The organism is Escherichia sp. E2562, from assembly GCF_005781075.1.
Lineage (GTDB): Bacteria > Pseudomonadota > Gammaproteobacteria > Enterobacterales > Enterobacteriaceae > Escherichia.
This window is the reverse complement of record NZ_VATM01000005.1, coordinates 154914-179030: the sequence shown is the minus strand read 5'-3', so window position 1 is coordinate 179030 and position 24117 is coordinate 154914. Positions and strand designations below refer to the sequence as shown.

Annotated in this window: 27 protein-coding genes; 12 read left to right on the top strand and 15 right to left on the bottom strand. The window is 51.7% G+C overall.

The window, feature by feature from the left end; translation table 11 throughout:
- Positions 1–20: 20 nt before the first annotated feature.
- Both ptsI and crr read left to right on the top strand, forming a co-directional pair.
- Positions 21–1748, top strand: coding sequence for a phosphoenolpyruvate-protein phosphotransferase PtsI (ptsI, locus tag FEK43_RS09750; RefSeq protein ID WP_000623129.1), 1728 nt, complete (start codon positions 21–23; stop codon positions 1746–1748).
- Between the two features lie 40 nt (positions 1749–1788).
- Entirely contained in the window at positions 1789–2298 is a 510-nt protein-coding gene (crr, locus tag FEK43_RS09745; protein WP_000522247.1) for a PTS glucose transporter subunit IIA, read from the top strand.
- Between the two features lie 41 nt (positions 2299–2339).
- On the opposite strand, the gene pdxK is transcribed toward crr, so the two are convergent.
- Positions 2340–3191, bottom strand: a complete 852-nt coding sequence (pdxK, locus tag FEK43_RS09740) for a pyridoxine/pyridoxal/pyridoxamine kinase (protein ID WP_130257428.1) — start codon at positions 3189–3191, stop codon at positions 2340–2342.
- Positions 3192–3294: 103 nt separating this feature from the next.
- Between pdxK and FEK43_RS09735 the strand changes: the two genes are divergently transcribed.
- A complete protein-coding gene (locus tag FEK43_RS09735; RefSeq protein WP_000719945.1) occupies positions 3295–3663 on the top strand; it encodes a YfeK family protein in 369 nt (122 codons plus the stop codon).
- Positions 3664–3665: 2 nt separating this feature from the next.
- Here FEK43_RS09735 and cysM read toward each other — a convergent pair whose 3' ends face one another.
- The 7 genes from cysM to murR all read right to left on the bottom strand — a co-directional run bounded on the left by cysM (position 3666) and on the right by murR (position 10472).
- Positions 3666–4577: a cysteine synthase B gene (cysM, locus tag FEK43_RS09730; RefSeq protein ID WP_135407487.1), complete on the bottom strand. Its 912-nt coding sequence runs from the start codon at positions 4575–4577 to the stop codon at positions 3666–3668.
- Between the two features lie 133 nt (positions 4578–4710).
- Positions 4711–5808 carry a sulfate/thiosulfate ABC transporter ATP-binding protein CysA gene (gene cysA, locus FEK43_RS09725; RefSeq protein ID WP_135407489.1) on the bottom strand — a complete coding sequence of 366 codons (1098 nt, stop codon included), beginning with the start codon at positions 5806–5808 and terminating at the stop codon, positions 4711–4713.
- The gene (gene cysW / locus FEK43_RS09720; protein ID WP_000852695.1) at positions 5798–6673 is read right to left on the bottom strand and encodes a sulfate/thiosulfate ABC transporter permease CysW; all 876 of its coding nucleotides are present in this window, start codon (positions 6671–6673) and stop codon (positions 5798–5800) included. Before cysW ends, cysA begins: the two co-directional genes overlap by 11 nt.
- Positions 6673–7506, bottom strand: coding sequence for a sulfate/thiosulfate ABC transporter permease CysT (gene cysT, locus FEK43_RS09715; protein ID WP_000458420.1), 834 nt, complete (start codon positions 7504–7506; stop codon positions 6673–6675). Before cysT ends, cysW begins: the two co-directional genes overlap by 1 nt.
- Positions 7506–8522 (bottom strand): thiosulfate/sulfate ABC transporter substrate-binding protein CysP, encoded by a 1017-nt coding sequence (gene cysP / locus FEK43_RS09710; protein WP_130221987.1) that lies wholly within the window; start codon positions 8520–8522, stop codon positions 7506–7508. The genes cysT and cysP overlap by 1 nt, the downstream gene beginning before the upstream one ends.
- Before the next feature lie 172 nt (positions 8523–8694).
- Positions 8695–9486: an SDR family oxidoreductase UcpA gene (gene ucpA, locus FEK43_RS09705; RefSeq protein WP_000517431.1), complete on the bottom strand. Its 792-nt coding sequence runs from the start codon at positions 9484–9486 to the stop codon at positions 8695–8697.
- A 128-nt stretch (positions 9487–9614) separates the two neighbouring features.
- Positions 9615–10472 carry an HTH-type transcriptional regulator MurR gene (gene murR, locus FEK43_RS09700; RefSeq protein WP_131162080.1) on the bottom strand — a complete coding sequence of 286 codons (858 nt, stop codon included), beginning with the start codon at positions 10470–10472 and terminating at the stop codon, positions 9615–9617.
- Positions 10473–10643: 171 nt separating this feature from the next.
- Here murR and murQ point away from each other — a divergent pair, with 171 nt between their 5' ends.
- The 3 genes from murQ to pbp4b are packed head-to-tail and all read left to right on the top strand — an operon-like array spanning position 10644 to position 14275.
- The gene (gene murQ / locus FEK43_RS09695; protein ID WP_131162081.1) at positions 10644–11540 is read left to right on the top strand and encodes an N-acetylmuramic acid 6-phosphate etherase; all 897 of its coding nucleotides are present in this window, start codon (positions 10644–10646) and stop codon (positions 11538–11540) included.
- 3 nt (positions 11541–11543) lie between these two features.
- On the top strand, positions 11544–12968 hold the full coding sequence (murP, locus tag FEK43_RS09690) for a PTS N-acetylmuramic acid transporter subunit IIBC (RefSeq protein ID WP_135407492.1): 1425 nt from the start codon (positions 11544–11546) through the stop codon (positions 12966–12968).
- A gap of 2 nt (positions 12969–12970) precedes the next feature.
- Positions 12971–14275, top strand: coding sequence for a penicillin binding protein PBP4B (gene pbp4b, locus FEK43_RS09685; RefSeq protein ID WP_135407494.1), 1305 nt, complete (start codon positions 12971–12973; stop codon positions 14273–14275).
- 238 nt (positions 14276–14513) lie between these two features.
- Here the strand turns inward: pbp4b and yfeX are convergent, their stop codons facing one another.
- The 4 genes from yfeX to FEK43_RS09665 form a co-directional block, all read right to left on the bottom strand.
- Positions 14514–15413, bottom strand: a complete 900-nt coding sequence (yfeX, locus tag FEK43_RS09680; RefSeq protein WP_000084590.1) for a porphyrinogen peroxidase — start codon at positions 15411–15413, stop codon at positions 14514–14516.
- Positions 15414–15508: 95 nt separating this feature from the next.
- Positions 15509–16081, bottom strand: a complete 573-nt coding sequence (locus tag FEK43_RS09675) for an RpoE-regulated lipoprotein (RefSeq protein ID WP_130207392.1) — start codon at positions 16079–16081, stop codon at positions 15509–15511.
- A 206-nt stretch (positions 16082–16287) separates the two neighbouring features.
- Positions 16288–16737: a DUF2919 domain-containing protein gene (locus FEK43_RS09670; protein ID WP_130207394.1), complete on the bottom strand. Its 450-nt coding sequence runs from the start codon at positions 16735–16737 to the stop codon at positions 16288–16290.
- Entirely contained in the window at positions 16724–17149 is a 426-nt protein-coding gene (locus FEK43_RS09665; RefSeq protein WP_000406000.1) for a GNAT family acetyltransferase, read from the bottom strand. Before FEK43_RS09665 ends, FEK43_RS09670 begins: the two co-directional genes overlap by 14 nt.
- A gap of 213 nt (positions 17150–17362) precedes the next feature.
- Here FEK43_RS09665 and amiA point away from each other — a divergent pair, with 213 nt between their 5' ends.
- From amiA to FEK43_RS09635, 6 genes are all read left to right on the top strand, one after another.
- Positions 17363–18232: an N-acetylmuramoyl-L-alanine amidase AmiA gene (amiA, locus tag FEK43_RS09660; RefSeq protein ID WP_130207396.1), complete on the top strand. Its 870-nt coding sequence runs from the start codon at positions 17363–17365 to the stop codon at positions 18230–18232.
- A gap of 3 nt (positions 18233–18235) precedes the next feature.
- Positions 18236–19135: an oxygen-dependent coproporphyrinogen oxidase gene (hemF, locus tag FEK43_RS09655; RefSeq protein WP_138158522.1), complete on the top strand. Its 900-nt coding sequence runs from the start codon at positions 18236–18238 to the stop codon at positions 19133–19135.
- A 120-nt stretch (positions 19136–19255) separates the two neighbouring features.
- Positions 19256–19549, top strand: a complete 294-nt coding sequence (locus FEK43_RS09650) for a DUF1778 domain-containing protein (RefSeq protein WP_131162085.1) — start codon at positions 19256–19258, stop codon at positions 19547–19549.
- A complete protein-coding gene (locus FEK43_RS09645) occupies positions 19533–19937 on the top strand; it encodes an N-acetyltransferase (RefSeq protein ID WP_240783033.1) in 405 nt (134 codons plus the stop codon). Before FEK43_RS09650 ends, FEK43_RS09645 begins: the two co-directional genes overlap by 17 nt.
- 208 nt (positions 19938–20145) lie before the next feature.
- Positions 20146–21408, top strand: coding sequence for a DUF1963 domain-containing protein (locus FEK43_RS09640; RefSeq protein WP_135407497.1), 1263 nt, complete (start codon positions 20146–20148; stop codon positions 21406–21408).
- A gap of 40 nt (positions 21409–21448) precedes the next feature.
- Positions 21449–21766: a hypothetical protein gene (locus FEK43_RS09635; protein WP_131162088.1), complete on the top strand. Its 318-nt coding sequence runs from the start codon at positions 21449–21451 to the stop codon at positions 21764–21766.
- 70 nt (positions 21767–21836) lie between these two features.
- Here the strand turns inward: FEK43_RS09635 and eutR are convergent, their stop codons facing one another.
- Genes eutR through eutL form a run of 3 tightly spaced genes read right to left on the bottom strand, consistent with a single transcriptional unit; the run spans position 21837 to position 24113 of the window.
- Positions 21837–22895, bottom strand: coding sequence for an HTH-type transcriptional regulator EutR (gene eutR / locus FEK43_RS09630; protein ID WP_131162089.1), 1059 nt, complete (start codon positions 22893–22895; stop codon positions 21837–21839).
- Between the two features lie 45 nt (positions 22896–22940).
- Positions 22941–23441 carry an ethanolamine utilization microcompartment protein EutK gene (gene eutK, locus FEK43_RS09625; protein WP_130207402.1) on the bottom strand — a complete coding sequence of 167 codons (501 nt, stop codon included), beginning with the start codon at positions 23439–23441 and terminating at the stop codon, positions 22941–22943.
- 12 nt (positions 23442–23453) lie between these two features.
- Entirely contained in the window at positions 23454–24113 is a 660-nt protein-coding gene (gene eutL / locus FEK43_RS09620; RefSeq protein ID WP_001111027.1) for an ethanolamine utilization microcompartment protein EutL, read from the bottom strand.
- Positions 24114–24117 lie beyond the last annotated feature (4 nt).

Genomic DNA, 24117 nt, shown 5'->3' with positions numbered 1-24117 from the left:
GTCACAAGTAAGGTAGGGTTATGATTTCAGGCATTTTAGCATCCCCGGGTATCGCTTTCGGTAAAGCTCTGCTTTTGAAAGAAGACGAAATCGTCATTGACCGGAAAAAAATTTCTGCCGACCAGGTTGATCAGGAAGTTGAACGTTTTCTGAGCGGTCGTGCCAAGGCATCTGCCCAGCTGGAAACGATCAAAACGAAAGCTGGTGAAACGTTCGGTGAAGAAAAAGAAGCCATCTTCGAAGGGCATATTATGTTGCTCGAAGATGAGGAGCTGGAGCAGGAAATCATAGCCCTGATTAAAGATAAGCACATGACCGCTGATGCAGCTGCTCATGAAGTTATCGAAGGTCAGGCTTCTGCCCTGGAAGAACTGGATGACGAATACCTGAAAGAGCGTGCGGCCGACGTACGTGATATCGGTAAGCGCCTGCTGCGCAACATCCTTGGGCTGAAGATCATCGACCTGAGCGCCATTCAGGATGAAGTAATCCTGGTTGCCGCTGACCTGACGCCGTCTGAAACCGCACAGCTAAACCTGAAGAAGGTGCTGGGTTTCATCACCGACGCGGGTGGCCGGACTTCCCACACCTCTATCATGGCGCGTTCTCTGGAACTGCCAGCCATCGTGGGTACCGGTAGCGTCACCTCTCAGGTGAAAAACGACGACTATCTGATTCTGGATGCCGTAAACAATCAAGTTTACGTCAATCCAACCAATGAAGTTATTGATAAACTGCGCGCCGTTCAGGAGCAAGTTGCTTCTGAAAAAGCAGAGCTTGCTAAACTGAAAGATCTGCCAGCAATTACGCTGGACGGTCACCAGGTCGAAGTGTGCGCTAACATCGGTACTGTTCGTGACGTTGAAGGTGCAGAGCGTAACGGCGCTGAAGGCGTTGGTCTGTATCGTACCGAATTCCTGTTCATGGACCGCGACGCGCTGCCAACCGAAGAAGAACAGTTTGCTGCTTACAAAGCGGTGGCTGAAGCGTGTGGCTCACAGGCAGTTATTGTTCGTACCATGGACATTGGCGGCGATAAAGAGCTGCCGTACATGAACTTCCCGAAAGAAGAGAACCCGTTCCTCGGCTGGCGTGCTATCCGTATCGCGATGGATCGTAAAGAGATCCTGCGCGATCAGCTTCGCGCTATCCTGCGTGCCTCTGCTTTCGGTAAATTGCGCATCATGTTCCCGATGATCATCTCTGTTGAAGAAGTGCGTGCACTGCGCAAAGAGATCGAAATCTACAAACAGGAACTGCGCGACGAAGGTAAAGCGTTTGACGAGTCAATTGAAATTGGCGTAATGGTGGAAACACCGGCTGCCGCGACAATTGCGCGTCATTTAGCCAAAGAAGTTGATTTCTTTAGTATCGGCACCAATGATTTAACGCAGTACACTCTGGCAGTTGACCGTGGTAATGATATGATTTCACACCTTTACCAGCCAATGTCACCGTCCGTGCTGAACTTGATCAAGCAAGTTATTGATGCTTCTCATGCTGAAGGCAAATGGACAGGTATGTGTGGTGAGCTTGCTGGCGATGAACGTGCTACACTTCTGTTGCTGGGGATGGGTCTGGACGAATTCTCTATGAGCGCCATTTCTATCCCGCGCATTAAGAAGATTATCCGTAACACGAACTTCGAAGATGCGAAGGTGTTAGCAGAGCAGGCTCTTGCTCAACCGACAACGGACGAGTTAATGACGCTGGTTAACAAGTTCATTGAAGAAAAAACAATCTGCTAATCCACGAGATGCGGCCCAATTTACTGCTTAGGAGAAGATCATGGGTTTGTTCGATAAACTGAAATCTCTGGTTTCCGACGACAAGAAGGATACTGGAACTATTGAGATCATTGCTCCGCTCTCTGGCGAGATCGTCAATATCGAAGACGTGCCGGATGTCGTTTTTGCGGAAAAAATCGTTGGTGATGGTATTGCTATCAAACCAACTGGTAACAAAATGGTCGCTCCGGTTGACGGCACCATTGGTAAAATCTTTGAAACCAACCACGCGTTCTCCATCGAATCTGATAGCGGCGTTGAGTTGTTCGTTCACTTCGGTATCGACACTGTTGAACTGAAAGGCGAAGGCTTCAAGCGTATTGCTGAAGAAGGTCAGCGCGTGAAAGTTGGCGATACTGTGATTGAATTCGATCTCCCGCTGCTGGAAGAGAAAGCCAAGTCTACCCTGACTCCGGTTGTTATCTCCAACATGGACGAAATCAAAGAACTGATCAAACTGTCCGGTAGCGTGACTGTGGGCGAAACCCCGGTTATTCGCATCAAGAAGTAATTCTTGCCGCAGTGAAAAATGGCGCCAATCGGCGCCATTTTTTATGCTTCCGCCAACGGCGGCAAAATCAATTCATCGCTCTCATGTTGCTGGGTGTAGCGCATCACCTCCAGTACGCGTAAGCCTGCGCTATGTACCGCGTCAGTTAATTCCTTACCTTTCAACAAGCCACTGATGAGCTGGGCGCAAAACAGATCGCCTGTTCCTTTAAGGTCCGTCTTTACCCGAGAATGGGAAATGACATTCACGCTGTCGGCACTGACCACTACCACCTGCATCTCCTGATTTTCTTCGTTACCAGAGGCGCTGGTAATAACCACCCATTTTAATGTGTCTGAAAGCAAACTTTTTGCTGCGGCAATGGCGCTGTCGAGATCGCGGCAGTTTTTACCGGTCAGGATTTCCAGCTCAAAGATATTTGGCGTAATTCCCTGCGCCAGTGGCAACAAATATTGCCGATACGCCTCCGGAAGATCAGGTTTGACGTAGATACCGCTATCAATATCGCCAATGACCGGATCGACCATAATCAATAAGTCAGGATGGTTTTCTCGTAATACAGTCAGCCACTCGGCAAGTATTTTGATTTGCGACGCGGTTCCCATATAACCGGTGGTGACAGCGCGCAGCTGGCGCAGCGCATCACGCTCCTGTAGTGCGCGTAAATATCCGCTAAACCATTCGTCCGGAATCGCACCACCGTAGAACGTATCATAATGTGGCGTATTGCTGAGCAACACGGTCGGCACGGCAAAGACATTCAGGCCGTTCTGTTTAATAGCAGGCACGGCAATGCTGTTGCCTACGCTGCCATACACCACCTGCGACTGCACAGCGACAATATCCGCCTGCAACGCTCTGCTCTTATCGTTAAACAACAACAAACTACTCATTTAATTTTTCTCCTTGCCGATGATCCTCATCGCATCCCAACCGAAACTTTACCTGATTTTGGCAGTCAAATCGGCTATCACAAAACAAGGATATGGTAATTCAGTGAAGAAAATCATTTGTCTGGTCATTACGCTGCTAATGACACTCCCCGCTTACGCGAAGTTAACTGCCCACGAAGAAGCCCGCATCAACGCCATGCTGGAGGGATTAGCACAGAAAAAGGATTTGATATTTGTGCGCAACGGTGATGAACATACCTGCGATGAAGCAGTTTCCCACCTGCGCCTGAAGCTGGGCAACACCCGAAACCGCATTGACACTGCCGAACAATTTATTGATAAGGTTGCCTCGTCATCATCGATTACCGGGAAGCCTTACATCGTGAAGATGCCCGGTAAGAGCGATGAAAATGCGCAACCTTTTTTACATGCACTGATTGCGCAGACGGATAAAACAGTGCCTGCGCAATAATCTTAGATCCCCGCCCCCTGGCTAAAGTGCTCTTCCCCGAATACCCCGGTGGAAAGGTAGCGATCGCCGCGATCGCAGATGATCGCCACCACCACCGCGCCAGGGTTAGCTTTTGCCACGCGTATCGCGCCAGCAACCGCACCGCCAGAGCTTACGCCGCAGAAAATCCCTTCCCGCACCGCCAGTTCGCGCATGGTGTTTTCCGCATCGCGCTGATGAATATCCAGCACCTCATCCACCAGCGAAGCGTTAAAGATGCCAGGCAGATATTCCGCAGGCCAGCGGCGAATGCCGGGAATACTGCTGCCCTCTTCCGGCTGCAGGCCGACAATGGTCACCGGTTTGGATTGCTCACGCATAAAGCGTGACACGCCGGTAATGGTGCCGGTCGTCCCCATGCTGGAGACAAAATGGGTAATGCGACCGCCAGTTTGCTGCCAGATTTCCGGCCCGGTGGTGGTGTAATGCGCATAAGGGTTATCGGGATTATTGAACTGATCGAGCAGCTTGCCTTCACCACGATTTGCCATTTCAAGCGCCAGATCGCGCGCTCCTTCCATGCCCTGTTCTTTGGTAACCAGAATCAGTTCCGCGCCGTAAGCCAACATCGCCGCACGGCGTTCCTGACTCATGTTGTCCGGCATCAGCAATTTCATGCGATAGCCTTTTAGCGCGGCAATCATCGCCAGCGCAATGCCAGTATTGCCACTGGTGGCTTCAATCAGGACATCACCCGGTTTGATTTCTCCGCGCTTTTCCGCCTCGACAATCATCGATAGCGCGGCACGATCTTTTACCGAACCTGCCGGGTTATTGCCTTCCAGTTTTAACCACACTTCACTGCCGTTATTCGGCCCCATTCGCTGCAACTTCACCAGAGGCGTATTGCCTATTGTTTGTTCTAATGTACTCACGATCTCTATCCATACGTGGTGTTGCCTGATGCGACGCTTGCGCGTCTTATCAGGCCTACAGGTTACAAACCTTGCCATTAAAAAGCCCGGATCGCGGGAAGCGCCTCCGGGCGTTTAACATTCACTCAACCTATCAGGCGCTTTGTGCGAGAGCAAGTTCCTCATCTCGGGTTTCGATACGCTCGTCGCCGTTATACAGCCGCGCATGTTGCAGACCAACGAATAAACGCTCGCCACGCTGCGGGGCATCGTCGCCATGCATCACGACCGTCAGCGGTTCGTTGTACCACCCCAGCGGCTGCACCACTAATTGGGTGTAGTGACCTTTCGGGCTGGCTTCCAGCACCTGGACCGGCAGTGGCGATTCAAGGCTGGTGCGGCGGCTGATATCCACTTCCCACGGGCGCAGGAAGAGATCCACTGGCCCCTGATACGCAGGCGTGTAGCCCAGCGGCCAGCGATGTGCGCCAACGTGGAACTGCCCACCGCGAATGGTGCCACGCAGGCGGTTCACTTCGCCCATAAATTCGAGCACAAAACGGGTCGCCGGTTCGCGCCAGACCTGATCCGGTTCATCGGCCTGTTCGATATTGCCCTGGCTCATCACCACCACGCGGTTGGCGACTTCCATCGCTTCTTCCTGGTCGTGGGTAACGAACACGCTGGTGAATTTCAGTTCTTCATGCAGTTGACGCAGCCAGCGACGCAGCTCTTTACGCACCTGCGCATCCAGCGCGCCAAACGGTTCATCGAGCAGCAGAATTTGCGGTTCCACAGCCAGCGCACGCGCCAGTGCCACACGCTGTTTCTGCCCGCCGGAAAGCTGCGCCGGATAACGATCCGCCAGATGGGCAAGCTGCACCATTTCCAGCAATTTTGTCACTTTCGCTTTGATCGCCGCCGCATTCAGGCGCTCGCGACGCGGCAGCACCGTCAGGCCAAAAGCGATATTGTCGAATACCGTCATATGGCGAAACAACGCGTAATGCTGGAAGACGAAACCGACTTTACGGTCGCGCGCGTGCAGGCGGCTGACGTCGGTGCCGTGGAAGCGAATATGCCCGCTGGTTTGATGCTCCAGCCCGGCAATAATGCGCAGCAGCGTGGTTTTTCCGGAACCGGACGGCCCCAGCAACGCGACCATCTGACCAGAAGGAATATCCAGTGAGATATCGTTCAGCACCTGGGTGCGACCAAAAGACTTCTTAATATTGGCAATCTCAATGCTCATGATGTTCCTCCTGCTGCGCGCGTTTTTCCTGATTTTCCAGGCGCCACTGCAACATACTCTTTAAAAACAGGGTGATAATCGCCATCAGCGTCAACAACGCGGCGGCGGTAAAGGAGCCGACGGTGTTGTAGTCCTGCTCCAGCAATTCAATCTGTAACGGCAGCGACAGGGTTTCGCCGCGAATCGAGCCGGAAACCACAGATACCGCGCCAAACTCGCCAATCGCGCGGGCGTTGGTCAGCACCACGCCATAAAGCAGCGCCCAGCGAATATTCGGCAATGTGACGCGGCGGAACATCTGCCAGCCAGACGCGCCAAGCAAAATCGCCGCTTCGTCTTCCTGGCTGCCCTGGCTTAACATCACCGGCACCAGCTCGCGCACCACAAACGGACACGTCACGAAGATGGTGACCAGCACCATTCCCGGCCAGGAGAACATAATTTGCAGATTATGTTCATCCAGCCAGCCGCCCAGCGGGCCGTTAGAGCCGTAGAACAGCAGATACACCAGGCCTGCGACCACCGGAGAGACGGCAAACGGGATATCCAGCAGCGTCAGCAGCAACTGACGCCCAGGAAAATCAAAACGTGTCACCAGCCAGGCCAGCAGGATGCCGAACACCAGGTTCACCGGCACGGCAATCAGCGCAATCATTACCGTCAGCCAGATGGCGTGCAGCATGTCTGGATCGGCCAGATTCTGTAAAACCGGCATCAACCCTTTGCTGAATGCCTGTACGAAGATGTAAATCATCGGCACCAGCAGGATGAACGCCGAAACCAGCATCCCGGTGCCAATCAGAAACCATTTGCCCCAGTTAATCGGGCGCGCGTCATAACGCTTCAATTGGGTAACTTCCGCCATTAATGACCTACCACACGCCGACCAAAGCGACTTTGCAGAGTGTTAATTGAGAACAACAGCAGGAGGGATGCCGCGAGGATCACCGAGGCAATCGCGCTCGCCGCCGGGTAATCAAACTCCTGTAAGCGAACGAAAATCATCAGCGACGTCACTTCCGTCTTCCAGGCGATGTTCCCGGCGATAAAAATTACCGCGCCAAACTCACCGAGGCTACGGGTAAACGACAGCGCCACGCCCGCCACCAGCGCCGGAGAAAGCTCCGGCAGCACCACTTTACAGAAACTCTGCCAGCGCGTTGCGCCGAGCGTTTCTGCCGCTTCTTCATATTCCGGGCCTAACTCTTCCAGCACCGGCTGCACGGTACGCACCACAAACGGAATGCTGGTAAAGGCCATCGCTACCGCAATCCCCAGCCAGGTGTAGGTGACTTTGATATCAAACTTCGCCAGCCATTCACCGTAAAAACCGTTCACAGAAAAGAGCGAGGCCAGCGTCAAACCGGCCACCGCCGTTGGCAGCGCAAAGGGTAAATCCATCAGTGCATCAAGCAGCGTGCGGCCAGGGAAGCGATAACGGGTTAAAATCCACGCCATCAGCAGGCCGAAAACGCCGTTAAAAATCGAAGCCACAAACGCCGACAGCAGCGTCACTTTGTAGGCCGCGACCACCTGCGGGTTGGTGATCACTTCCCAGTACTGCGCCCAGCTCATCTCAGAAAGCTGCATCACCAGCGCGGAGAGCGGCAGCAGCAAAATCAGGCACACAAACAGCAGACTGGTGCCAAGGCTTAAGGTAAAGCCCGGCAGCACGCGTCTTGATGAAACTGCAAACATCAGTTACGCCCCGCCGCTAACAGCTTGTCTAACTCGCCGCCGCTGGTGAAGTGAGTTTTCATCACTTCCGGCCAGGAGCCAAATTTGTCTTCCACGCGGAACAGCTCGGTCTGCGGGAATTTATCTTTCAGTTTGTCCATGACTTCCGGATTATTTACGCGGTAGTAATAGTCGGTGATGATGGTCTGCGCCTGCGGGCTATAGAGCCAGTTCAGGTAGGCTTTGGCAGCTTTTTCTGTGCCGTTGGCCTGCACGTTTTTATCGACCCATGCCACCGGAAATTCCGCCAGAATGTTGGTTTTCGGAATAACGACTTCAAAGCCCTGCGCTTCGTACTGTTTGCGGATATTGTTCACTTCCGATTCAAAGCTAATCAGTACGTCGCCCAGGCCGCGCTCGGCAAAAGTGGTGGTCGCACCACGACCGCCGGTATCGAACACTTCAACGTTTTTCAGGAACTGGGTCATAAACTGTTCGGTTTTGGCTTTATCGCCACCGTCGGCTTTATCCGCCGCACCCCATGCCGCAAGATAGGTGTAACGCGCGTTACCGGAGGTTTTCGGATTCGGGAAAATCAGCTTCACGTCGGAGCGCACCAGATCGTTCCAGTCGTGGATATTCTTCGGGTTACCCTTGCGCACCAGGAAGCCCATGGTGGAGTAAAACGGCGAACTGTTATTCGGCAGGCGCGACTGCCAGTCCGCCGGGATCAGCTTGCCTTTGTCATGCAGGATTTGTACGTCGGTCACCTGGTTATAAGTTACAACGTCTGCTTTTAAGCCCTGTAAAATCGCCAGCGCCTGTTTTGATGACCCGGCATGAGATTGTTTAATCGTCAGTTTGTCGCCGCCGTTATCTTTTGCCCATTGCTGTTCAAACGGCGGGTTCAGGGCGGCAAACAGCTCGCGGGAGACGTCATAAGAACTGTTCAGCAGTTCTGTTGCCTGTACATGGCCTGCCAGCAGCAGAGAAGCAACCAACGCGAGATATTTCTTTTTCAGTAAGTTAACAGCCATTGCGCACCCTTTTATATTTAATGACTTTCTAATAGCCATCATATTTATAACGGGCATGAAAGGAGTAACGGTTTTATATACCGTTTGGTGATTTGGAAGTTGAAAAGGGAATAAGAACCGGGTTCAAAACGAAATCCTCCCCACACACATGCAGGGAGGAAACAGAGGTGAATCAGATACCGACGCTAACCGTCTCCGGCAGTGTGCTGCCGCCATCAATCACATTCTGTGTACCGGTTAAATAGCTGGATTCATCCGATGCGAGGAAGGCTGCCAGTTCGCCGACTTCCAGCGGATCGGCGAGGCGACGCATCGGGATTGCTTTTGCCATTTCAGTCAACACCGATTCTGGATCTTCCGGGTTCGACTGACGGGCAATACTTTCCGCCATTGGCGTGCGCACGTAGCCCGGACAAATCGCATTTACGCGAATACCAGACTGCGCGTACTCCACCGCCAGCGATTTAGTCAGGCCAACAATCGCCGCTTTCGTTAAGGCATACGCCGTTTCGCCAGGATCGGCCACCATATCGCCAGTGACTGAAGACATCATCACAATGCGGCCATCTTTGCGGGCAATCATCTCCGGCAGCACCGCCTTTGTGACGTTCCATACGCCTTTAATATTGATATCAATATGGAAATCGCGATCGTCATCGCTCATATCGAGGAAACTGCCCAGGCGACAAACGCCTGCGTTATTCACCAGGATATCAATGCGCCCTTCTTTTTCCTTCGCGCGCTTGATAGCAGCAGCTACCGACGCCGGGTCTCGCACATCGGCGACAACCGCCGTACAGCGATGACCACGACCACACAGTTCGTCCGCCAGCTTTTCGATCTCAGGGGAGATATCCAGCAAGATTAGATTCGCGCCATGACGTGCAAAAGTTCTGGCAATTCCTTCGCCAATTCCCTGCAATGCGCCTGTAATCAGTGCTGTCTTGCCCGTGAGTTTACCCATTTTAATGCTCTCCTTGTTAATACAGAGCGTTACACTCCATTCCCTCTGAAAATACAGGATAAACAAAATATTGCTGCGTATCAGCTCACTAATTCAGGAAAATCTCAATCCAGTCGCTGCTTTATGCATCATTTTAGGCGTTGTGTTAGCTCACTGCTGCGCTCAATCATTTTCAATGACTCCACATCATTGAGTTGCACCAGGCCAACAAACAGTAAATCGGTAACAGAATTTTGCGCCGTGCGGGTAGACATCGACGAGCTACGCCATTCGGTTTCGCCGGAAACGGTATCGAGCGTGAAATGCGCCAGCCGCCGCAGCGGAGAGTCAGTCAGAGAAGTAATGGCAATCACCGTTGCCCCCTGCTTTCGTGCCGCTTCTGCGCACAAGACAATCTCTTTTTTACTGCCGCTGTAAGAGATAGCGATTTGTACATCGCCTTTTTTTAACGCCTGGGAAACGGTGGCTTGTACGTGCGTGTCGGCTTCGCAGGCCACGCGATAGCCAATTTTCATCAGTTTGAACGACAGATCGCGCCCCACCAGCGCCGATCCGCCCAGGCCCGTTATCTGAATAAATGGCGCTTTACTGATGACATCAATGATTTTTTGCAGCCGCGCGTAATCGAGCAACGCGCAGGTTTGCTCCAGCGCTAGCTCTTTTTCGCGATTCAGTTTGCGCGCGATCACTTCCAGCGAATCATCACTGGTAATCGAACTGTGCAGGTGCAGTGCCGTGGCATTCGTTTTCTCCCGGCTGGCACTGTATTCGCCAATTAACGCCATACGCAATTCAGTAAACCCTTGCGCGCCGAGTTTCTGAGCGAACTTCACAATACTCGACTGGCTAATACCGAGCTGTTTCGCCATATTTCGTGAAGAAACAGATTTCAGTTCGCTCACCCTGGCCTGCAGAAAGTCGGCTATCTTTTGCTCATTTTCAGTAAAGTCACTTTCTGCATTGCGTAATTTTGTCAGGTACAACATCTTCCACTCCCTCACCACATCCTGCGCGCAGCATAGCACACGGATTTTGCCCTTTGACGCTCTTCACACTCTGTGATTTCAGACTCAATGATTCCTTTAAAGCTAGCAAATTGAGATATATGATTCCATCAATATGCAATTATTTGATTGTGAATACTAAGGTCACCACTGATGCAACTTGAAAAGATGATTACAGAAGGCTCGAATGCCGCCTCGGCTGAAATTGACCGCGTTTCGACGCTGGAAATGTGCCGGATTATCAACGATGAAGATAAAACCGTACCACTCGCCGTTGAGCGCGTACTGCCAGATATCGCAGCGGCGATCGATGTTATTCACGCCCAGGTGAGCGGCGGCGGCCGTCTGATTTACATCGGTGCGGGGACTTCTGGTCGTCTGGGTATTCTTGATGCCAGCGAATGCCCTCCCACCTACGGCGTGAAACCGGGCCTGGTGGTTGGTTTGATTGCTGGGGGCGCATATGCCATTCAGCACGCGGTGGAAGGCGCGGAAGATAGCCGGGAAGGCGGCGTTAACGATCTGAAAAATATTAATTTAACTGCACAGGATGTGGTGGTCGGTATTGCCGCCAGCGGTCGTACGCCGTATGTGATTGCCGGACTGGAATACGCCCGCCAGCTCGGTTGCCGCACGGTCGGTATTTCCTGTAATCCGGGAAGCGCGGTTTCCACCACCGCAGAGTTTGCCATTACGCCAGTCGTCGGGGCTGAGGTAGTTACCGGTTCTTCGCGAATGAAAGCTGGCACGGCGCAGAAACTGGTGCTCAATATGCTCTCCACCGGTCTGATGATTAAGTCAGGCAAAGTGTTCGGCAACCTGATGGTCGATGTGGTCGCCACCAATGAAAAACTGCATGTACGCCAGGTCAATATCGTCAAAAACGCCACCGGATGTAGCGCTGAGCAAGCGGAAGCGGCATTGGTTGCCTGCGACCGCCACTGTAAAACGGCTATTGTGATGGTGCTGAAAAATCTCGATGCCGCAGAAGCTAAAAAACGCCTGGATCAACATGGCGGCTTTATTCGCAAAGCTCTGGAAAAGGAATAACCCATGGCTAAAGAGATCAGCAGTGAACTTCTGAACACCATTCTTACCCGGGTCGGTGGCCCGGGAAACATCGCCAGCTGTGGTAACTGTATGACGCGTCTGCGTCTAGGTGTACATGACAGTTCACTGGTTGATCCCGATATCAAAACCCTGGAAGGTGTAAAGGGCGTCATTTTGACCAGCGATCAGGTGCAAGTGGTCTTTGGGCCGGGCAAAGCGCATCGTGCCGCAAAAGCCATGAGCGAGTTGCTGGGCGAAGCACCCGTGCAGGATGCCGCAGAGATCGCCGCCCAGAATAAACGCCAGTTAAAAGCCAGACAAACTTCCGGCGTGCAACAATTTCTCGCCAAATTCGCCACCATCTTTACACCGCTGATCCCCGGTTTTATTGCTGCGGGTCTGTTGCTGGGGATAGCGACGCTAATCGCCACGGTGATGCACGTTCCGGCAGATGCTCAGGGAACGCTGCCCGACTCGCTGAATTTTATGAAGGTGTTCAGCAAAGGCTTGTTCACCTTCCTGGTAATTCTGGTGGGCTATAACGCGGCCCAGGCGTTCGGCGGCACGGGCGTCAATGGCGCAATTATTGCCGCGCTCTTTTTGCTCGGTTATAACCCTGCTGCCACCACTGGTTACTACGCCGGATTTCACGATTTCTTCGGTCTGCCCATCGATCCGCGCGGCAATATTATCGGCGTGTTGATTGCCGCCTGGGCCTGCGCCCGCATTGAAGGCATGGTGCGCCGCTTTATGCCGGACGATCTCGACATGCTGCTGACCTCGTTAATCACTCTGTTGATCACCGCTACGCTTGCGTACCTGATCATTATGCCGCTGGGCGGCTGGTTATTCGAAGGTATGTCGTGGCTGTTTATGCACCTGAATAGTAATCCGCTCGGTTGTGCGGTTTTAGCCGGGCTGTTCCTGATCGCCGTGGTGTTTGGCGTGCATCAGGGCTTCATTCCTGTTTATCTGGCTTTAATGGACAGTCAGGGGTTCAACAGCTTATTTCCAATCCTTTCGATGGCGGGCGCGGGCCAGGTGGGCGCGGCGATGGCGCTCTACTGGCGGGCGCAACCGCACAGTGCACTACGCAGTCAGGTGCGCGGGGCGATAATTCCCGGTCTGCTGGGCGTTGGTGAACCGTTGATTTACGGCGTCACCCTGCCCCGCATGAAGCCGTTTGTTACCGCCTGTTTAGGCGGCGCGGCGGGCGGTTTGTTTATCGGGCTGATAGCCTGGTGGGGTCTGCCAATGGGCTTAAACAGCGCCTTCGGACCGTCTGGCCTGGTGGCACTACCGCTGATGACTTCCGCTCAAGGTATCCTTCCGGCAATGTCGGTATATGCAGGTGGGATTCTGGTGGCATGGGTTAGTGGGTTTATTTTCACCACGTTCTTTGGCTGCCGTAACGTCAATCTGGACTGATTATGAAACGGACAATGCTCTATCTTTCTCTGCTGGCTGTCAGCTGTAGCGTCAGCGCCGCAAAATACCCCGTTCTGACAGAAAGTTCGCCAGAGAAAGCAGGGTTCAATGTCGAACGGCTTAACCAGATGGATCGCTGGATTAACCAGCAAGTTGATGCCGGTTATCCCGGCGTAAACCTACTGATTATTAAAGATAATCAGATTGTGTATCGCAAAGCCTGGGGGATGGCGAAAAAGTACGATGGCAGCGTGTTGATGGCGCAGCCTGTAAAAGCTACCACCGAGACGCTGTATGACCTGGCCTCAAATACCAAAATGTACGCCACTAACTTCGCTCTGCAAAAGCTGATGAGCGAAGGCAAACTGCATCCTGACGATCTGATTGCGAAATATATTCCAGGGTTTGCCGACAGTCCAAATGACACCATCAAAGGCAAAAACACGTTGCGGATTTCTGATCTGCTGCATCACAGCGGCGGTTTCCCGGCGGACCCACAATACCCGAATAAAGCGGTCGCGGGCGCGTTATATTCCCAGGATAAAGGCCAGACGCTGGAGATGATCAAGCGCACGCCGCTGGAGTATCAGCCCGGCAGCAAACATATCTACAGCGATGTCGATTATATGTTGCTTGGATTTATCGTCGAGTCAGTTACTGGCCAGCCGCTTGACCGCTATGTTGAAGAGTCGATTTATCGTCCACTCGGCCTGACGCATACGGTATTTAACCCGCTGCTGAAAGGCTTTAAACCGCAGCAAATTGCCGCGACGGAACTGAACGGCAATACCCGCGATGGCGTGATCCACTTTCCGAATATCCGCACCTCCACTATCTGGGGTCAGGTGCACGATGAAAAAGCGTTCTATTCGATGGGCGGCGTTTCCGGACACGCAGGTTTGTTTTCCAATACCGGCGATATTGCGGTGTTAATGCAAACGATGCTGAACGGCGGTGGCTATGGTGATGTGAAGCTGTTCAGTGCGGAAACGGTGAAGATGTTCACCACCAGCTCAAAGGAGGACGCCACTTTTGGCCTTGGCTGGCGCGTGAATGGTAATGCCACCATGACGCCGACGTTTGGCACGCTGGCAAGCCCGCAAACGTACGGTCACACGGGCTGGACCGGGACGGTAACCGTTATCGATCCGGTCAATCATATGGCGATTGTGATGTTAAGCAACAAGCCCCATTCGCCAGTTGCCGATCCACAAAAAAATCCCAATATGTTCGAAAGCGGTCAGTTACCGATTGCAACTTATGGTTGGGTAGTTGATCAGGTGTATGCGGCGTTAAAGCAGAAGTAATAAAAAGGCCAGTCAGTTTTGTTACTGGCTGGCCTGAGACTGCTGACAAACGCAATACTGCCTGATGCGCTACGCTTATCAGGCCTACGCGGCCCCTGCAATGTATTGAATTCGCACGATTTGTAGGCCGGATAAGACGTTTACGTCGCATCCGGCGTGTACAACGCGCACTTTATCAACAATCTGAAGCCAGTCAGTAATGCTATTGGCTGGCCTTTAATCATCGAATCAGAAACGCTTACAGCGCCATCAACTTGTCCAGCGACGGCGCGAAGTAATAGCCGCCAGTGACCGGTTTGGTAAAACGCAACATCGCATCACGTTTGCCATCGGTATCGCCAAACATGCTCAGCAGTTGCTGCTCAATGTTATGCAGACGCGCGCAGTAGGCGCAGAAGTACAGACCGTGAGTGCCACTGGCGGTGCCGTACGGCAGGCTCTGACGAACAATCTTCAGTCCTTTGCCATCTTCTTTTAAATCAACACGGGTCAGGTGAGAGGTTTCCGGACGCTCGTCGCCATCAATCTCTTCGTTGGCTTCTTTGGTACGGCCGATCATCATCTCTTGATCGTGAACGCTCATACGGTTGAGTTGCTTCAGGTTGTGCTCCCAACGCTGCACAAACACATAGCTGCCGCCCGCATCCACGCCGTCTTTGATAACCGCCACTTCGCGACGCGTCTCTTCACCCGCCGGGTTTTCTGTGCCGTCAACAAAGCCGCTCAGGTCACGCTCTTCCACCCAACGGAAGCCATGGATCTCTTCTTTCACTTCAATGCAGTCGCCAAAGGCTTCCATCGCTGCCTGAGCGACAGAGAAGTTTACGTCGTGACGCAGAGAAAGAATGTGGATTAACACATCGAACTGAGTGGTCGGCGCAAGACCTTTGCCGTAGCCCGGAAAATCTTTCAGCTCTTCGGCACCAACGCCGCCGCTCAGAGCACGCCAGGTGTTGTTACCAAAGGCAACGACTGCACCAAGATGTGCGTCCGGGAATTTCGCTTCAAAAGTTGCCAGTTTGTCGGCAAATGTTTTACTGGCCGCACGCAGGGCATCAACTTCCCCTTTTACGTTGGCTTCGATCCAAATCGCCGCGCGGCAATGTTCTGGCAAAATGCCACTCTGAACCTGAGACATTGTTCCTCCTGAAAATAATAATGCCACGCAATCCGTGGCATTGTTGGGCGCTATTTTACGTGTTTTTTGTGATTAGCGGTTTGCTCAGACGCAAATTAACGTCGCCAGATAATTTTACTGACTTTCCAGTTTTTCAAGGTATCGTCCGAAGGCATTAACCCTTCAGGACCACTCCATTCACCGCTGAACTGGTAGCTAATATGTTGACTGCCTTCAGCTTTACATTCGACAGCACGATCATCACCATCTGCTTTTTGGCAATTGCCAAATGCTTTGCTGTAAAGGTCGCTAAACGGTGTACCGATTTTAACACCGGAGTCCGCAGGAATATCGCTATCTGAAACGTCAATGCGGCTGATTGTACCTTGATCACCATTGATGACCATCGCCACGCTGTCGCCTTTCATCACTTCAAAAAAGCGCACTACATTACCGTTAGCGGTTTTCATTCCGCTGCGCAGGCGATAATCACCATCAAGCGCATCGGCAATAGCTTGTTCTTGTAATGGTGTGGACGCCGTTAATTCACCCACGCCCTGCTCGCTCACTTTGGTAGATGAACCAAACCAGTTCCACGGATTAGCGGCAGACCAGTTAACTGACGACATAGTGGAACAGCCGGTCAGCATCAACGGCATAGCGCATAACATTAAACGCAGCGATTTCATCTCACTTCCTTTGGTTATTCAATAACGTTGCTTGGAGTGCAAATTTGCAAAAAAGTGCCGCTAGAGGTAGATGACAAACACAAAATTGCCTGATGCGCTACGCTTATCAGGCCTGCTTTTTCCTGCAATATCTTGAATTTTCGATGTTTTGTAGGCCGGATAAGGCGTCCACGCCGCATCCGGCATAAACAAAGCGCACCTCTGCGTTATTCTTTTTCTTCATTAAAACAAGCGCGTAAACGTCGATTAGTCAGCAGCCAGATTAACGCCACAATATCCGCCACTACCAGCGCCAGACCGATTCCGCTAACCGATTCACCGTTCAGCCACAGCCACGGTTGCCAGCAAAGTAAAACCACTTGCGCCAACAGCAACAGAAAATAGAGCCCATGCCAGATACGGGGAAACGTAGCCCGCCGACCACTCAGCAAAAACGCCAGCACTGCTGGAATGCCGGGAATTAACCCCAGCCAGAAATTATCATGATCGGGATAAAACAGATTCAGCAGCGCAGTACCCTGCTCACGCGACGCACCGGCAATCACAAACAGCACCCAGGTTCGCGCCTGAAGCAGTAGCACAAGCCAGAAGAGAAAAGGTAAACGCAGGCGTCCGTGCGCATCATAATGGACAGGATGAAACTCAGTACTCTTCATCTTCAATCAAACGCTTACCCAGACTCAGCACATCAGCGTGTTCATATCCCAGGCGTTCGTACATTCCGAGCACCATGTCATTGTCTTCCGGCACGTTGATCTGAATTTTCGGGCAACCGCGGGCAATCAGCTTTTTCTCCAGCCGATTAAGCAAGGCGTTAGCAATGCCGCGCCCGCGAAACTCCGGATGCACGCCAAGATAATAAGCAGACCCACGATGCCCGTCATAACCGCCCATCACCGTTCCCACCACTTCACCATTCACTTCCGCGACCAGGAACAAACTGACGTCATGGTTCATCTTGCGTTCGATGTCCATTTCCGGATCGTTCCACGGACGCAGCAAGTCGCAACGCTCCCAAAGGGTGATGACCTCTTCGAAATCTTCCTGGCGAAATACGCGTATCTCCATGGTATGAGTTACCTTTTTGGGGGTTAAAAGGGTGATTATGGCGTGAACGACCGAATTAGCCAATATCTGACGAAAATCGGTTGAAAAAGTGGCATAATGACGCGTTGTCATTTATTGAAATGAAAAGTAAAACAATTCTCACCAGCAAACCGTCGTAACGGATTACGCGATACGATATAACATCTGGAACTTCATTATTACAACTCAGGCCGTATGAGCACTTTTAAACCACTAAAAACACTCACTTCGCGCCGCCAGGTGCTGAAAGCCGGATTGGCTGCCCTGACGTTGTCAGGAATGTCACAAGCCATCGCCAAAGAAGAACCTTTAAAAACCAGCAACGGACACACTAAGCCGAAAGCCAAAAAAGCTGGGGGCAAGCGGATAGTCGTTCTCGATCCGGGTCACGGCGGGATTGATACCGGTGCGATTGGCCGCAACGGGTCAAAAGAAAAACACGTGGTGCTGGCGATTGCCAAAAACGTCCGTTCAATTTTGCGCAATCATGGCATTGATGCGCGGCTGACGCGTTCTGGCGATACCTTTATTCCACTGTACGATCGCGTTGAAATCGCCCATAAACATGGCGCTGACCTGTTTATGTCAATTCACGCCGACGGCTTTACCAACCCGAAAGCCGCTGGTGCATCGGTCTTTGCCCTCTCTAACCGTGGCGCAAGTAGCGCGATGGCAAAATATTTGTCGGAACGCGAAAACCGTGCTGATGAAGTTGCCGGGAAAAAGGCGACCGACAGGGATCACCTATTGCAACAAGTGCTGTTTGATCTGGTGCAAACAGATACCATTAAAAATAGTCTGACGCTCGGCTCGCATATTCTGAAGAAGATTAAGCCGGTGCATAAACTGCACAGCCGCAACACCGAACAAGCGGCATTTGTGGTGTTGAAATCACCGTCGGTTCCTTCGGTGCTGGTGGAAACTTCGTTTATCACCAACCCGGAAGAAGAACGGCTATTAGGCACGGCGGCGTTTCGTCAGAAAATCGCCACAGCGATTGCTGAAGGCGTGATCAGTTATTTCCACTGGTTTGATAACCAGAAAGCACACTCGAAAAAGCGGTAAGTTATGAAACCCGACGCACACCAGGTTAGACAGTTCCTCCTCGACCTTCAGGATACAATTTGCCAGCAACTGGCCGCCGTAGATGGCGCAGAGTTTGTCGAAGATAGCTGGCAACGTGAAGCTGGTGGCGGCGGGCGTAGTCGGGTGTTGCGTAATGGTGGCGTTTTCGAACAGGCGGGCGTCAACTTTTCTCACGTCCATGGCAACGCGATGCCCGCTTCCGCGACCGCTCATCGCCCGGAACTTGCCGGGCGCAGTTTCGAGGCGATGGGCGTATCGCTGGTAGTGCATCCGCATAATCCGTACGTTCCCACCAGCCACGCGAATGTGCGGTTTTTTATTGCCGAAAAACCGGGTGCCGATCCCGTCTGGTGGTTTGGCGGCGGCTTCGACTTAACTCCATTCTATGGTTTTGAAGAAGACGCCATTCACTGGCATCGCACCGCCCGTGACCTGTGCCTGCCATTTGGTGAAGACGTTTATCCCCGTTACAAAAAGTGGTGCGACGATTACTTCTACCTCAAACATCGCAACGAACAGCGCGGCATTGGCGGGCTGTTCTTTGATGATCTGAACACGCCAGATTTCGACCACTGTTTTGCCTTTATGCAGGCGGTAGGCAAAGGCTACACCGACGCTTACTTACCGATTGTTGAACGGCGTAAAGCAATAGAATACGGCGAACGCGAGCGCAATTTCCAGTTGTACCGCCGCGGGCGCTATGTCGAGTTCAACCTGGTATGGGATCGCGGGACGCTGTTTGGCTTACAAACCGGCGGGCGCACCGAGTCTATTCTGATGTCGATGCCGCCACTGGTACGCTGGGAGTATGATTATCAGCCAGAAGCAGGCAGCCCGGAAGCAGCGTTGAGTGAGTTTATTAAGGTCAGAAATTGGGTGTAACATCATGAAAATAAAAGAAAAATCATAATTCTCTGTTTGTGATTTGAAATTGCCCCTGTTTAATTTGTGTGCCATAGTGACACCATAATTGTTAGTCATCACTAACATTGAGGTATTATTATGGCTAAGAACATCGAACGAAAAGACACTCGCCTGGTTGCCAGAACATCTTTAGAAATACAGGAAATGATTCAAAGAGCTGCAGATTATTGTGGTTCAACTGTGTCACAATTTCTTATTGAATCTGCTGTGGATAAAGCACGCAACGTCATTGAACGTACTGAAGCGTTGCATTTATCTATGGCAGGAGCAGATGCACTGGTTGCTGCCCTTGAGAATCCACAAAGACCTAATCAAAAACTGCTAAAAGCAGCGCAAAACTACAAGGATGTAGTGAATGTCCGTGATAATTGAAGAGATAACTCAGCAGCATAATCGGAAACTTTTTGACTGTGGGAATCACGAATTAAATCAGTTTTTACAACAGCAAGCCCGGCAGAAAATAGTCAAACATATAGCAAAAACCTATGTGGCCTGCCGAAAATCAGCCCCCACAAATATCATTGGTTATCATACTTTATCAGGATATTCTGTTATTATTCCTCCTGTTTGCAGAGAATATAAAAACTATCCTCATCCTCTTAATGCGGTAAAACTGGCAAGGCTCGCGGTCGATTGTTTAAATCAGGGCGAGCGTTTGGGAGAAAAATTACTTATTGATGCCATCTATAGAACTGTATTAGTTGCCGAGCAAATTTCAGCTATTGGGCTGTTCGTAGATCCACTCCCCCCCCCAAAGTGATGCCTTTTTACGAACAATATGGATTCTTAAAAGCTGATTGTGGTGATACATCACGTACAGAAATGTGGCTGCCGATTAAAACGTGTATTGAAACAGCCAGTATATTGTTATAAATAAAGTACGTTATTAACGGCAGAGAATTAACCATATATGTGACTTCTAATAACCTTATCTTTCAATTTATTATCTTCAGGCAAGGAGCGCCCCAATGACTGACCGTATTCCCTGTAAAAGCCCCGCGTGTACATCAACCATTCTGCCACAAACCGCGGCGCGTACTGACGGATACTGTATGCCCTGCGTTCAGGCCCAACAGCAGCGTGAGCACGATGAATATATCAGGAAAAACAAAAAGACCGTGAATGCGTTTGCAGGGTTAAGCGATCCAGTTGCTATGCTGAAATTAGTTCACCAGCCGCGAAAATTCGATGCGTTAATCGAGTGGACTCCCTGCCCCGTTCCCACCGATGCCCTGTATCAACAACTGACCGCCGATCAAGCGCAGCAGATGGCTGATTACGCCACAGACCGCTTTGCATCTGGTGAATATAAGCTCGCTCAGGAGATTTGTCTTTGTCTGGCGGCGTTTACCCAGGCGAATCTGGATGCGTATTTCAGAGAATGGATCTCTTACGATGATTTGGACAGTGATTCTTACATGCCTTTTCACCGTGCCCCCATGAACGTTCGCGATACGCTGTTAGAACGGGTTGAGGTTGATGCAGACAACAGAAATTGTATTCTGCAATGTCTGGCATGGATCGGGGATGACATTGTTGTCGAACGTTTTGCCCACTGGCGCAATAGCCCGCCGCCGTGGCGCAGTTCACTTTACATCGCGCCTGAAGAATATGCGCATGAGGCCGGTTGGGAGCTAACCGCTGAAGGGCAAAGGCGTAATCTCTATTTTCCTCAATGTTTTCATCTGGAGATGAAAAACACCGGGTATTGCGAAGCTTTGCGTGTTGTTGATGAACGCAGCGATACCTGTCCAAATTGCGCATTGCCACTGATAAATCTTTTCGACGTTGACCTGAAGGCAACGGGTCTTAGCAATAACGGTAGGTTTCGCGTCGTGACTTGTGAATGTTGCACCGCCTACAGCACCATTTTCGGTTACATGGACTCACGAGGTAACGCTCATTTGTCTGCAAAAAATATCCCGCCAGCCTGGCTGCCGGATGATGTATCTGAATGGCGTCGGCTACCTGTAAACAGCATGAGACGAGGAAACCTTCGGCCACCATTATTCGCCGCAGACCCATTTTTACCTGTCTCTTTCTCGCAACTTGGTGGGCATCCAACCTGGATTCAGGACGCGGAATATCCTCTCTGCCCGGAATGCTCCTGCTCAATGACGTTTCTTGCGCAACTGGATTATGCCGATATTGAACAATATGGCGTAGGAATAATTTACGCGTTTATCTGCCCGGAGTGCCGGACAACGGCGACGTCTTATCAACAATCGTAGGAATTAATTTGCGCCAGTTTGCTCACGGGAGCATTTAAAAATGTCAGACACATCACATAAAGAAAGTAAATGGCACCCTCATCTGGATATGAGTTTTCTGGGATGCGTGCTGGCATTTGCTATGGAAGTTTATTTTGAAGAACACATTTTTATTCCCCACGGTGGAGGAGCAAGTTTTGGATTGATAGCACTCATCGTTATTAATTTTATGACTATTCCGGTAGTGATCGTGGTAACAACACTATTTTGCTATTTATTTGGAATTTCGCGAAAGCGCGTAAATCGTATTTTGATATTCCTGTTGGCATGTATTTTGACAATTATCGGTTTGTTTATCGCATATCCCGTCGGGCAATAAAAAACAAAGCAACTCAATGTAATTGATAACTTCACTATTGGCCGGATTAAACACCCTCCCCATCCGGCCCTCAACCGCCCCCCAACTCCTGCATCCGCTGATGCAGTGTCAGTGACGGCTTCTCGGCAAACAGTTGCTGATAATCCGTGGCGAATTGCCCCAGATGCCAGAATCCCCACTGCATGGCGGCGTCTTTTACCGTCATACTTTGCGACCATGGGCTTATCAGTTCACGGCGCACGGCGTTCAGGCGAATGCGTTTTAGCCACGCATTCGGGCCAATGCCCAAAATAGCGTGAAATGCGTTTTGTAAGGTACGGCGGCTGACGTGCAGTTGATTACACAAGTCCAGTACGGTTACCGGTTCGGACATGTTTTCCAGCACATATTCACGGGCGCGGGAAAGCAACCGTCGGTAACTCTGATGACTAATACTTTCCGCTGTCACCATTGGTTGCGCTTCTTCCAGCATCGCCCCCATCGCCATCAGCAAATTATCCCCCAGCACTTTACGCACCGCAGGCTGATGAAGATTCTCCGGGTTCTCGCAAAATGTCGCCAGCGCCTGTTGCACAAAGCCCCACAGCGCGGCTTTATGCTGCTCTTTCACTTCCAGCGCCGACTGGTTACGTAACATATGCAGCACCCTTTCCGGGTTATGCAAAAAGTTAGCCTGCCGGGTAATGACATCTTCAGAAAGCACTACGCCAAGGATCGTATAATCATCTGGTGTACTCAGTTCAAACTCGGTGCCGCCAGGGCGCGTGGCAATTTCCGCGCTTCCCAGGCATTGTGAGCCGATAAATCCCTGTTCGCCGCGTGTCGCCGGAATACCAAACCAGAAAGAGTTCGGCCAGACCAGGCACGACTGACGCAGTGCCAGACCGGTGTATTCACGGAAAACCTGAATATCATCAAGCAGAATTTCCGTAAATTCACCATGAAACTTGCCCGGATGCAGCTGATCGTAAATCTGCTGCCAGGCGGTAATCGTCAAAGCATGTTCATAGACATCCGTTGTCTGTCGTTGATGAACATTATCCACTTCGACCTTCGGCGTAAGCTTCAGGTTTTCGGATAAGGGTTCATGATAAAGATGGTGCAAATTAGCTGTACGGGGCTTTTTCATGATGTTAATGCCGGGTGTTATATGACACCCGGCACCTCCGACAGATTAATGGGGCTTGAGACGATAACGGCTACTGCGTTTACGCAACGTCCCGGCAGAAAAGAGCTGTTCGAGCGCATTTCTGGCTTTTTCCAACGGCCAGCCAAAGTGGGCAGCCACTTCTCCTGCCGTCATTCCCTGACGTACTGATGTTAACAGCGCCAACAACTCGTCAGCAGATTCCGCAACGATAGCTGGCACGCAGGGTTCCTTTACAGCTTGCTTCGGCTGGCGGTTAAAGCCAGTAACCAGCCACTGGGTGTCATCGTCTGGCCGACCGATCTCCTTGCGGCTAATGACGCGCCCGGTACGCATCGCAGCAGCACAACCTGCGTCCAGCGCCGCACGACACGCCGCCAGATCGCCTTCCACCACCAGCGTCAACCTACCAGGGTCAAGTACTTCATGACTGAGCAGACGTACGTTGGCCGCTTTCAGCATCGCATCCGCCGCATCGATTGCTGCGACCATGCCGTCCACTTCCAGCAATCCCAGTGCATTGATCATCGGCAACCTCCGTTACGCACGCTGGATTGGATTCCGCGCGATTTCCAGCACTGCATCGGTAAAGGCATTACAGGCCGCTTTACACGCCGCCTGGCTTCCCGTTAAGAATGCGGCGGAATAGTTGGTTTCTGACGGCGGCGGGACATAAGTCACCAGCTGTACGTCGGCAGATTTTAACGCTGCATCAATGCCATAAGTCGCTTCCAGCGGCGGCGCCACCAGATACGCCATCGGATCGCCAAGCGTAATACCCGCAGTGGAAGAGAGATAAGAACCAGTGCGCGAAACCACATGTGCAAGGAATGCCGTATCTTGTGCATCGTTGGCCCACTGGAAGGCCGCACCGTTTTCAATATGCGCAACCATTGCATCCAGACCAGCACGCACTTCCGCCGGGTTTGGCCCGCCCAGCATAATCAACACTTCACCGGCAGTCGGTGACGGGCCGTGTGCGGCTCCTGCATACAGCGAGCGGCCATACACCACTTCCACCATCGCCTGTTTGGTCGCTTCATCAGCGGCAATGTAGGTGACGTCATCGGAGTCGGCGGAAATCAGCCCAAGGCTACGAATATGCGGCGGCAATTTCAGCTCACGCGCAAAATCGGCGTTAACGGAGGCAATCACCCGCATGGCGGTGACCGACGGTCGAATCAAATCTAAAGCTGGCATGATG

Bases quoted from the DNA above. Each gene is read 5' to 3' on its own strand.
- FEK43_RS09675 (WP_130207392.1), bottom strand. From the start codon at position 16,081: ATGAAATCGCTGCGTTTAATGTTATGCGCTATGCCGTTGATGCTGACC.
- pbp4b (WP_135407494.1), top strand. From the start codon at position 12,971: ATGAAACGGACAATGCTCTATCTTTCTCTGCTGGCTGTCAGCTGTAGC.
- cysA (WP_135407489.1), bottom strand. From the start codon at position 5,808: ATGAGCATTGAGATTGCCAATATTAAGAAGTCTTTTGGTCGCACCCAG.
- yfeX (WP_000084590.1), bottom strand. From the start codon at position 15,413: ATGTCTCAGGTTCAGAGTGGCATTTTGCCAGAACATTGCCGCGCGGCG.
- hemF (WP_138158522.1), top strand. From the start codon at position 18,236: ATGAAACCCGACGCACACCAGGTTAGACAGTTCCTCCTCGACCTTCAG.
- crr (WP_000522247.1), top strand. From the start codon at position 1,789: ATGGGTTTGTTCGATAAACTGAAATCTCTGGTTTCCGACGACAAGAAG.
- murQ (WP_131162081.1), top strand. From the start codon at position 10,644: ATGCAACTTGAAAAGATGATTACAGAAGGCTCGAATGCCGCCTCGGCT.
- eutK (WP_130207402.1), bottom strand. From the start codon at position 23,441: ATGATCAATGCACTGGGATTGCTGGAAGTGGACGGCATGGTCGCAGCA.
- pdxK (WP_130257428.1), bottom strand. From the start codon at position 3,191: ATGAGTAGTTTGTTGTTGTTTAACGATAAGAGCAGAGCGTTGCAGGCG.
- FEK43_RS09645 (WP_240783033.1), top strand. From the start codon at position 19,533: ATGTCCGTGATAATTGAAGAGATAACTCAGCAGCATAATCGGAAACTT.
- cysT (WP_000458420.1), bottom strand. From the start codon at position 7,506: ATGTTTGCAGTTTCATCAAGACGCGTGCTGCCGGGCTTTACCTTAAGC.
- murR (WP_131162080.1), bottom strand. From the start codon at position 10,472: ATGTTGTACCTGACAAAATTACGCAATGCAGAAAGTGACTTTACTGAA.
- FEK43_RS09650 (WP_131162085.1), top strand. From the start codon at position 19,256: ATGGCTAAGAACATCGAACGAAAAGACACTCGCCTGGTTGCCAGAACA.
- eutR (WP_131162089.1), bottom strand. From the start codon at position 22,895: ATGAAAAAGCCCCGTACAGCTAATTTGCACCATCTTTATCATGAACCC.
- FEK43_RS09640 (WP_135407497.1), top strand. From the start codon at position 20,146: ATGACTGACCGTATTCCCTGTAAAAGCCCCGCGTGTACATCAACCATT.
- murP (WP_135407492.1), top strand. From the start codon at position 11,544: ATGGCTAAAGAGATCAGCAGTGAACTTCTGAACACCATTCTTACCCGG.
- eutL (WP_001111027.1), bottom strand. From the start codon at position 24,113: ATGCCAGCTTTAGATTTGATTCGACCGTCGGTCACCGCCATGCGGGTG.
- FEK43_RS09670 (WP_130207394.1), bottom strand. From the start codon at position 16,737: ATGAAGAGTACTGAGTTTCATCCTGTCCATTATGATGCGCACGGACGC.
- FEK43_RS09635 (WP_131162088.1), top strand. From the start codon at position 21,449: ATGTCAGACACATCACATAAAGAAAGTAAATGGCACCCTCATCTGGAT.
- ptsI (WP_000623129.1), top strand. From the start codon at position 21: ATGATTTCAGGCATTTTAGCATCCCCGGGTATCGCTTTCGGTAAAGCT.
- amiA (WP_130207396.1), top strand. From the start codon at position 17,363: ATGAGCACTTTTAAACCACTAAAAACACTCACTTCGCGCCGCCAGGTG.
- cysW (WP_000852695.1), bottom strand. From the start codon at position 6,673: ATGGCGGAAGTTACCCAATTGAAGCGTTATGACGCGCGCCCGATTAAC.
- cysP (WP_130221987.1), bottom strand. From the start codon at position 8,522: ATGGCTGTTAACTTACTGAAAAAGAAATATCTCGCGTTGGTTGCTTCT.
- FEK43_RS09665 (WP_000406000.1), bottom strand. From the start codon at position 17,149: ATGGAGATACGCGTATTTCGCCAGGAAGATTTCGAAGAGGTCATCACC.
- ucpA (WP_000517431.1), bottom strand. From the start codon at position 9,486: ATGGGTAAACTCACGGGCAAGACAGCACTGATTACAGGCGCATTGCAG.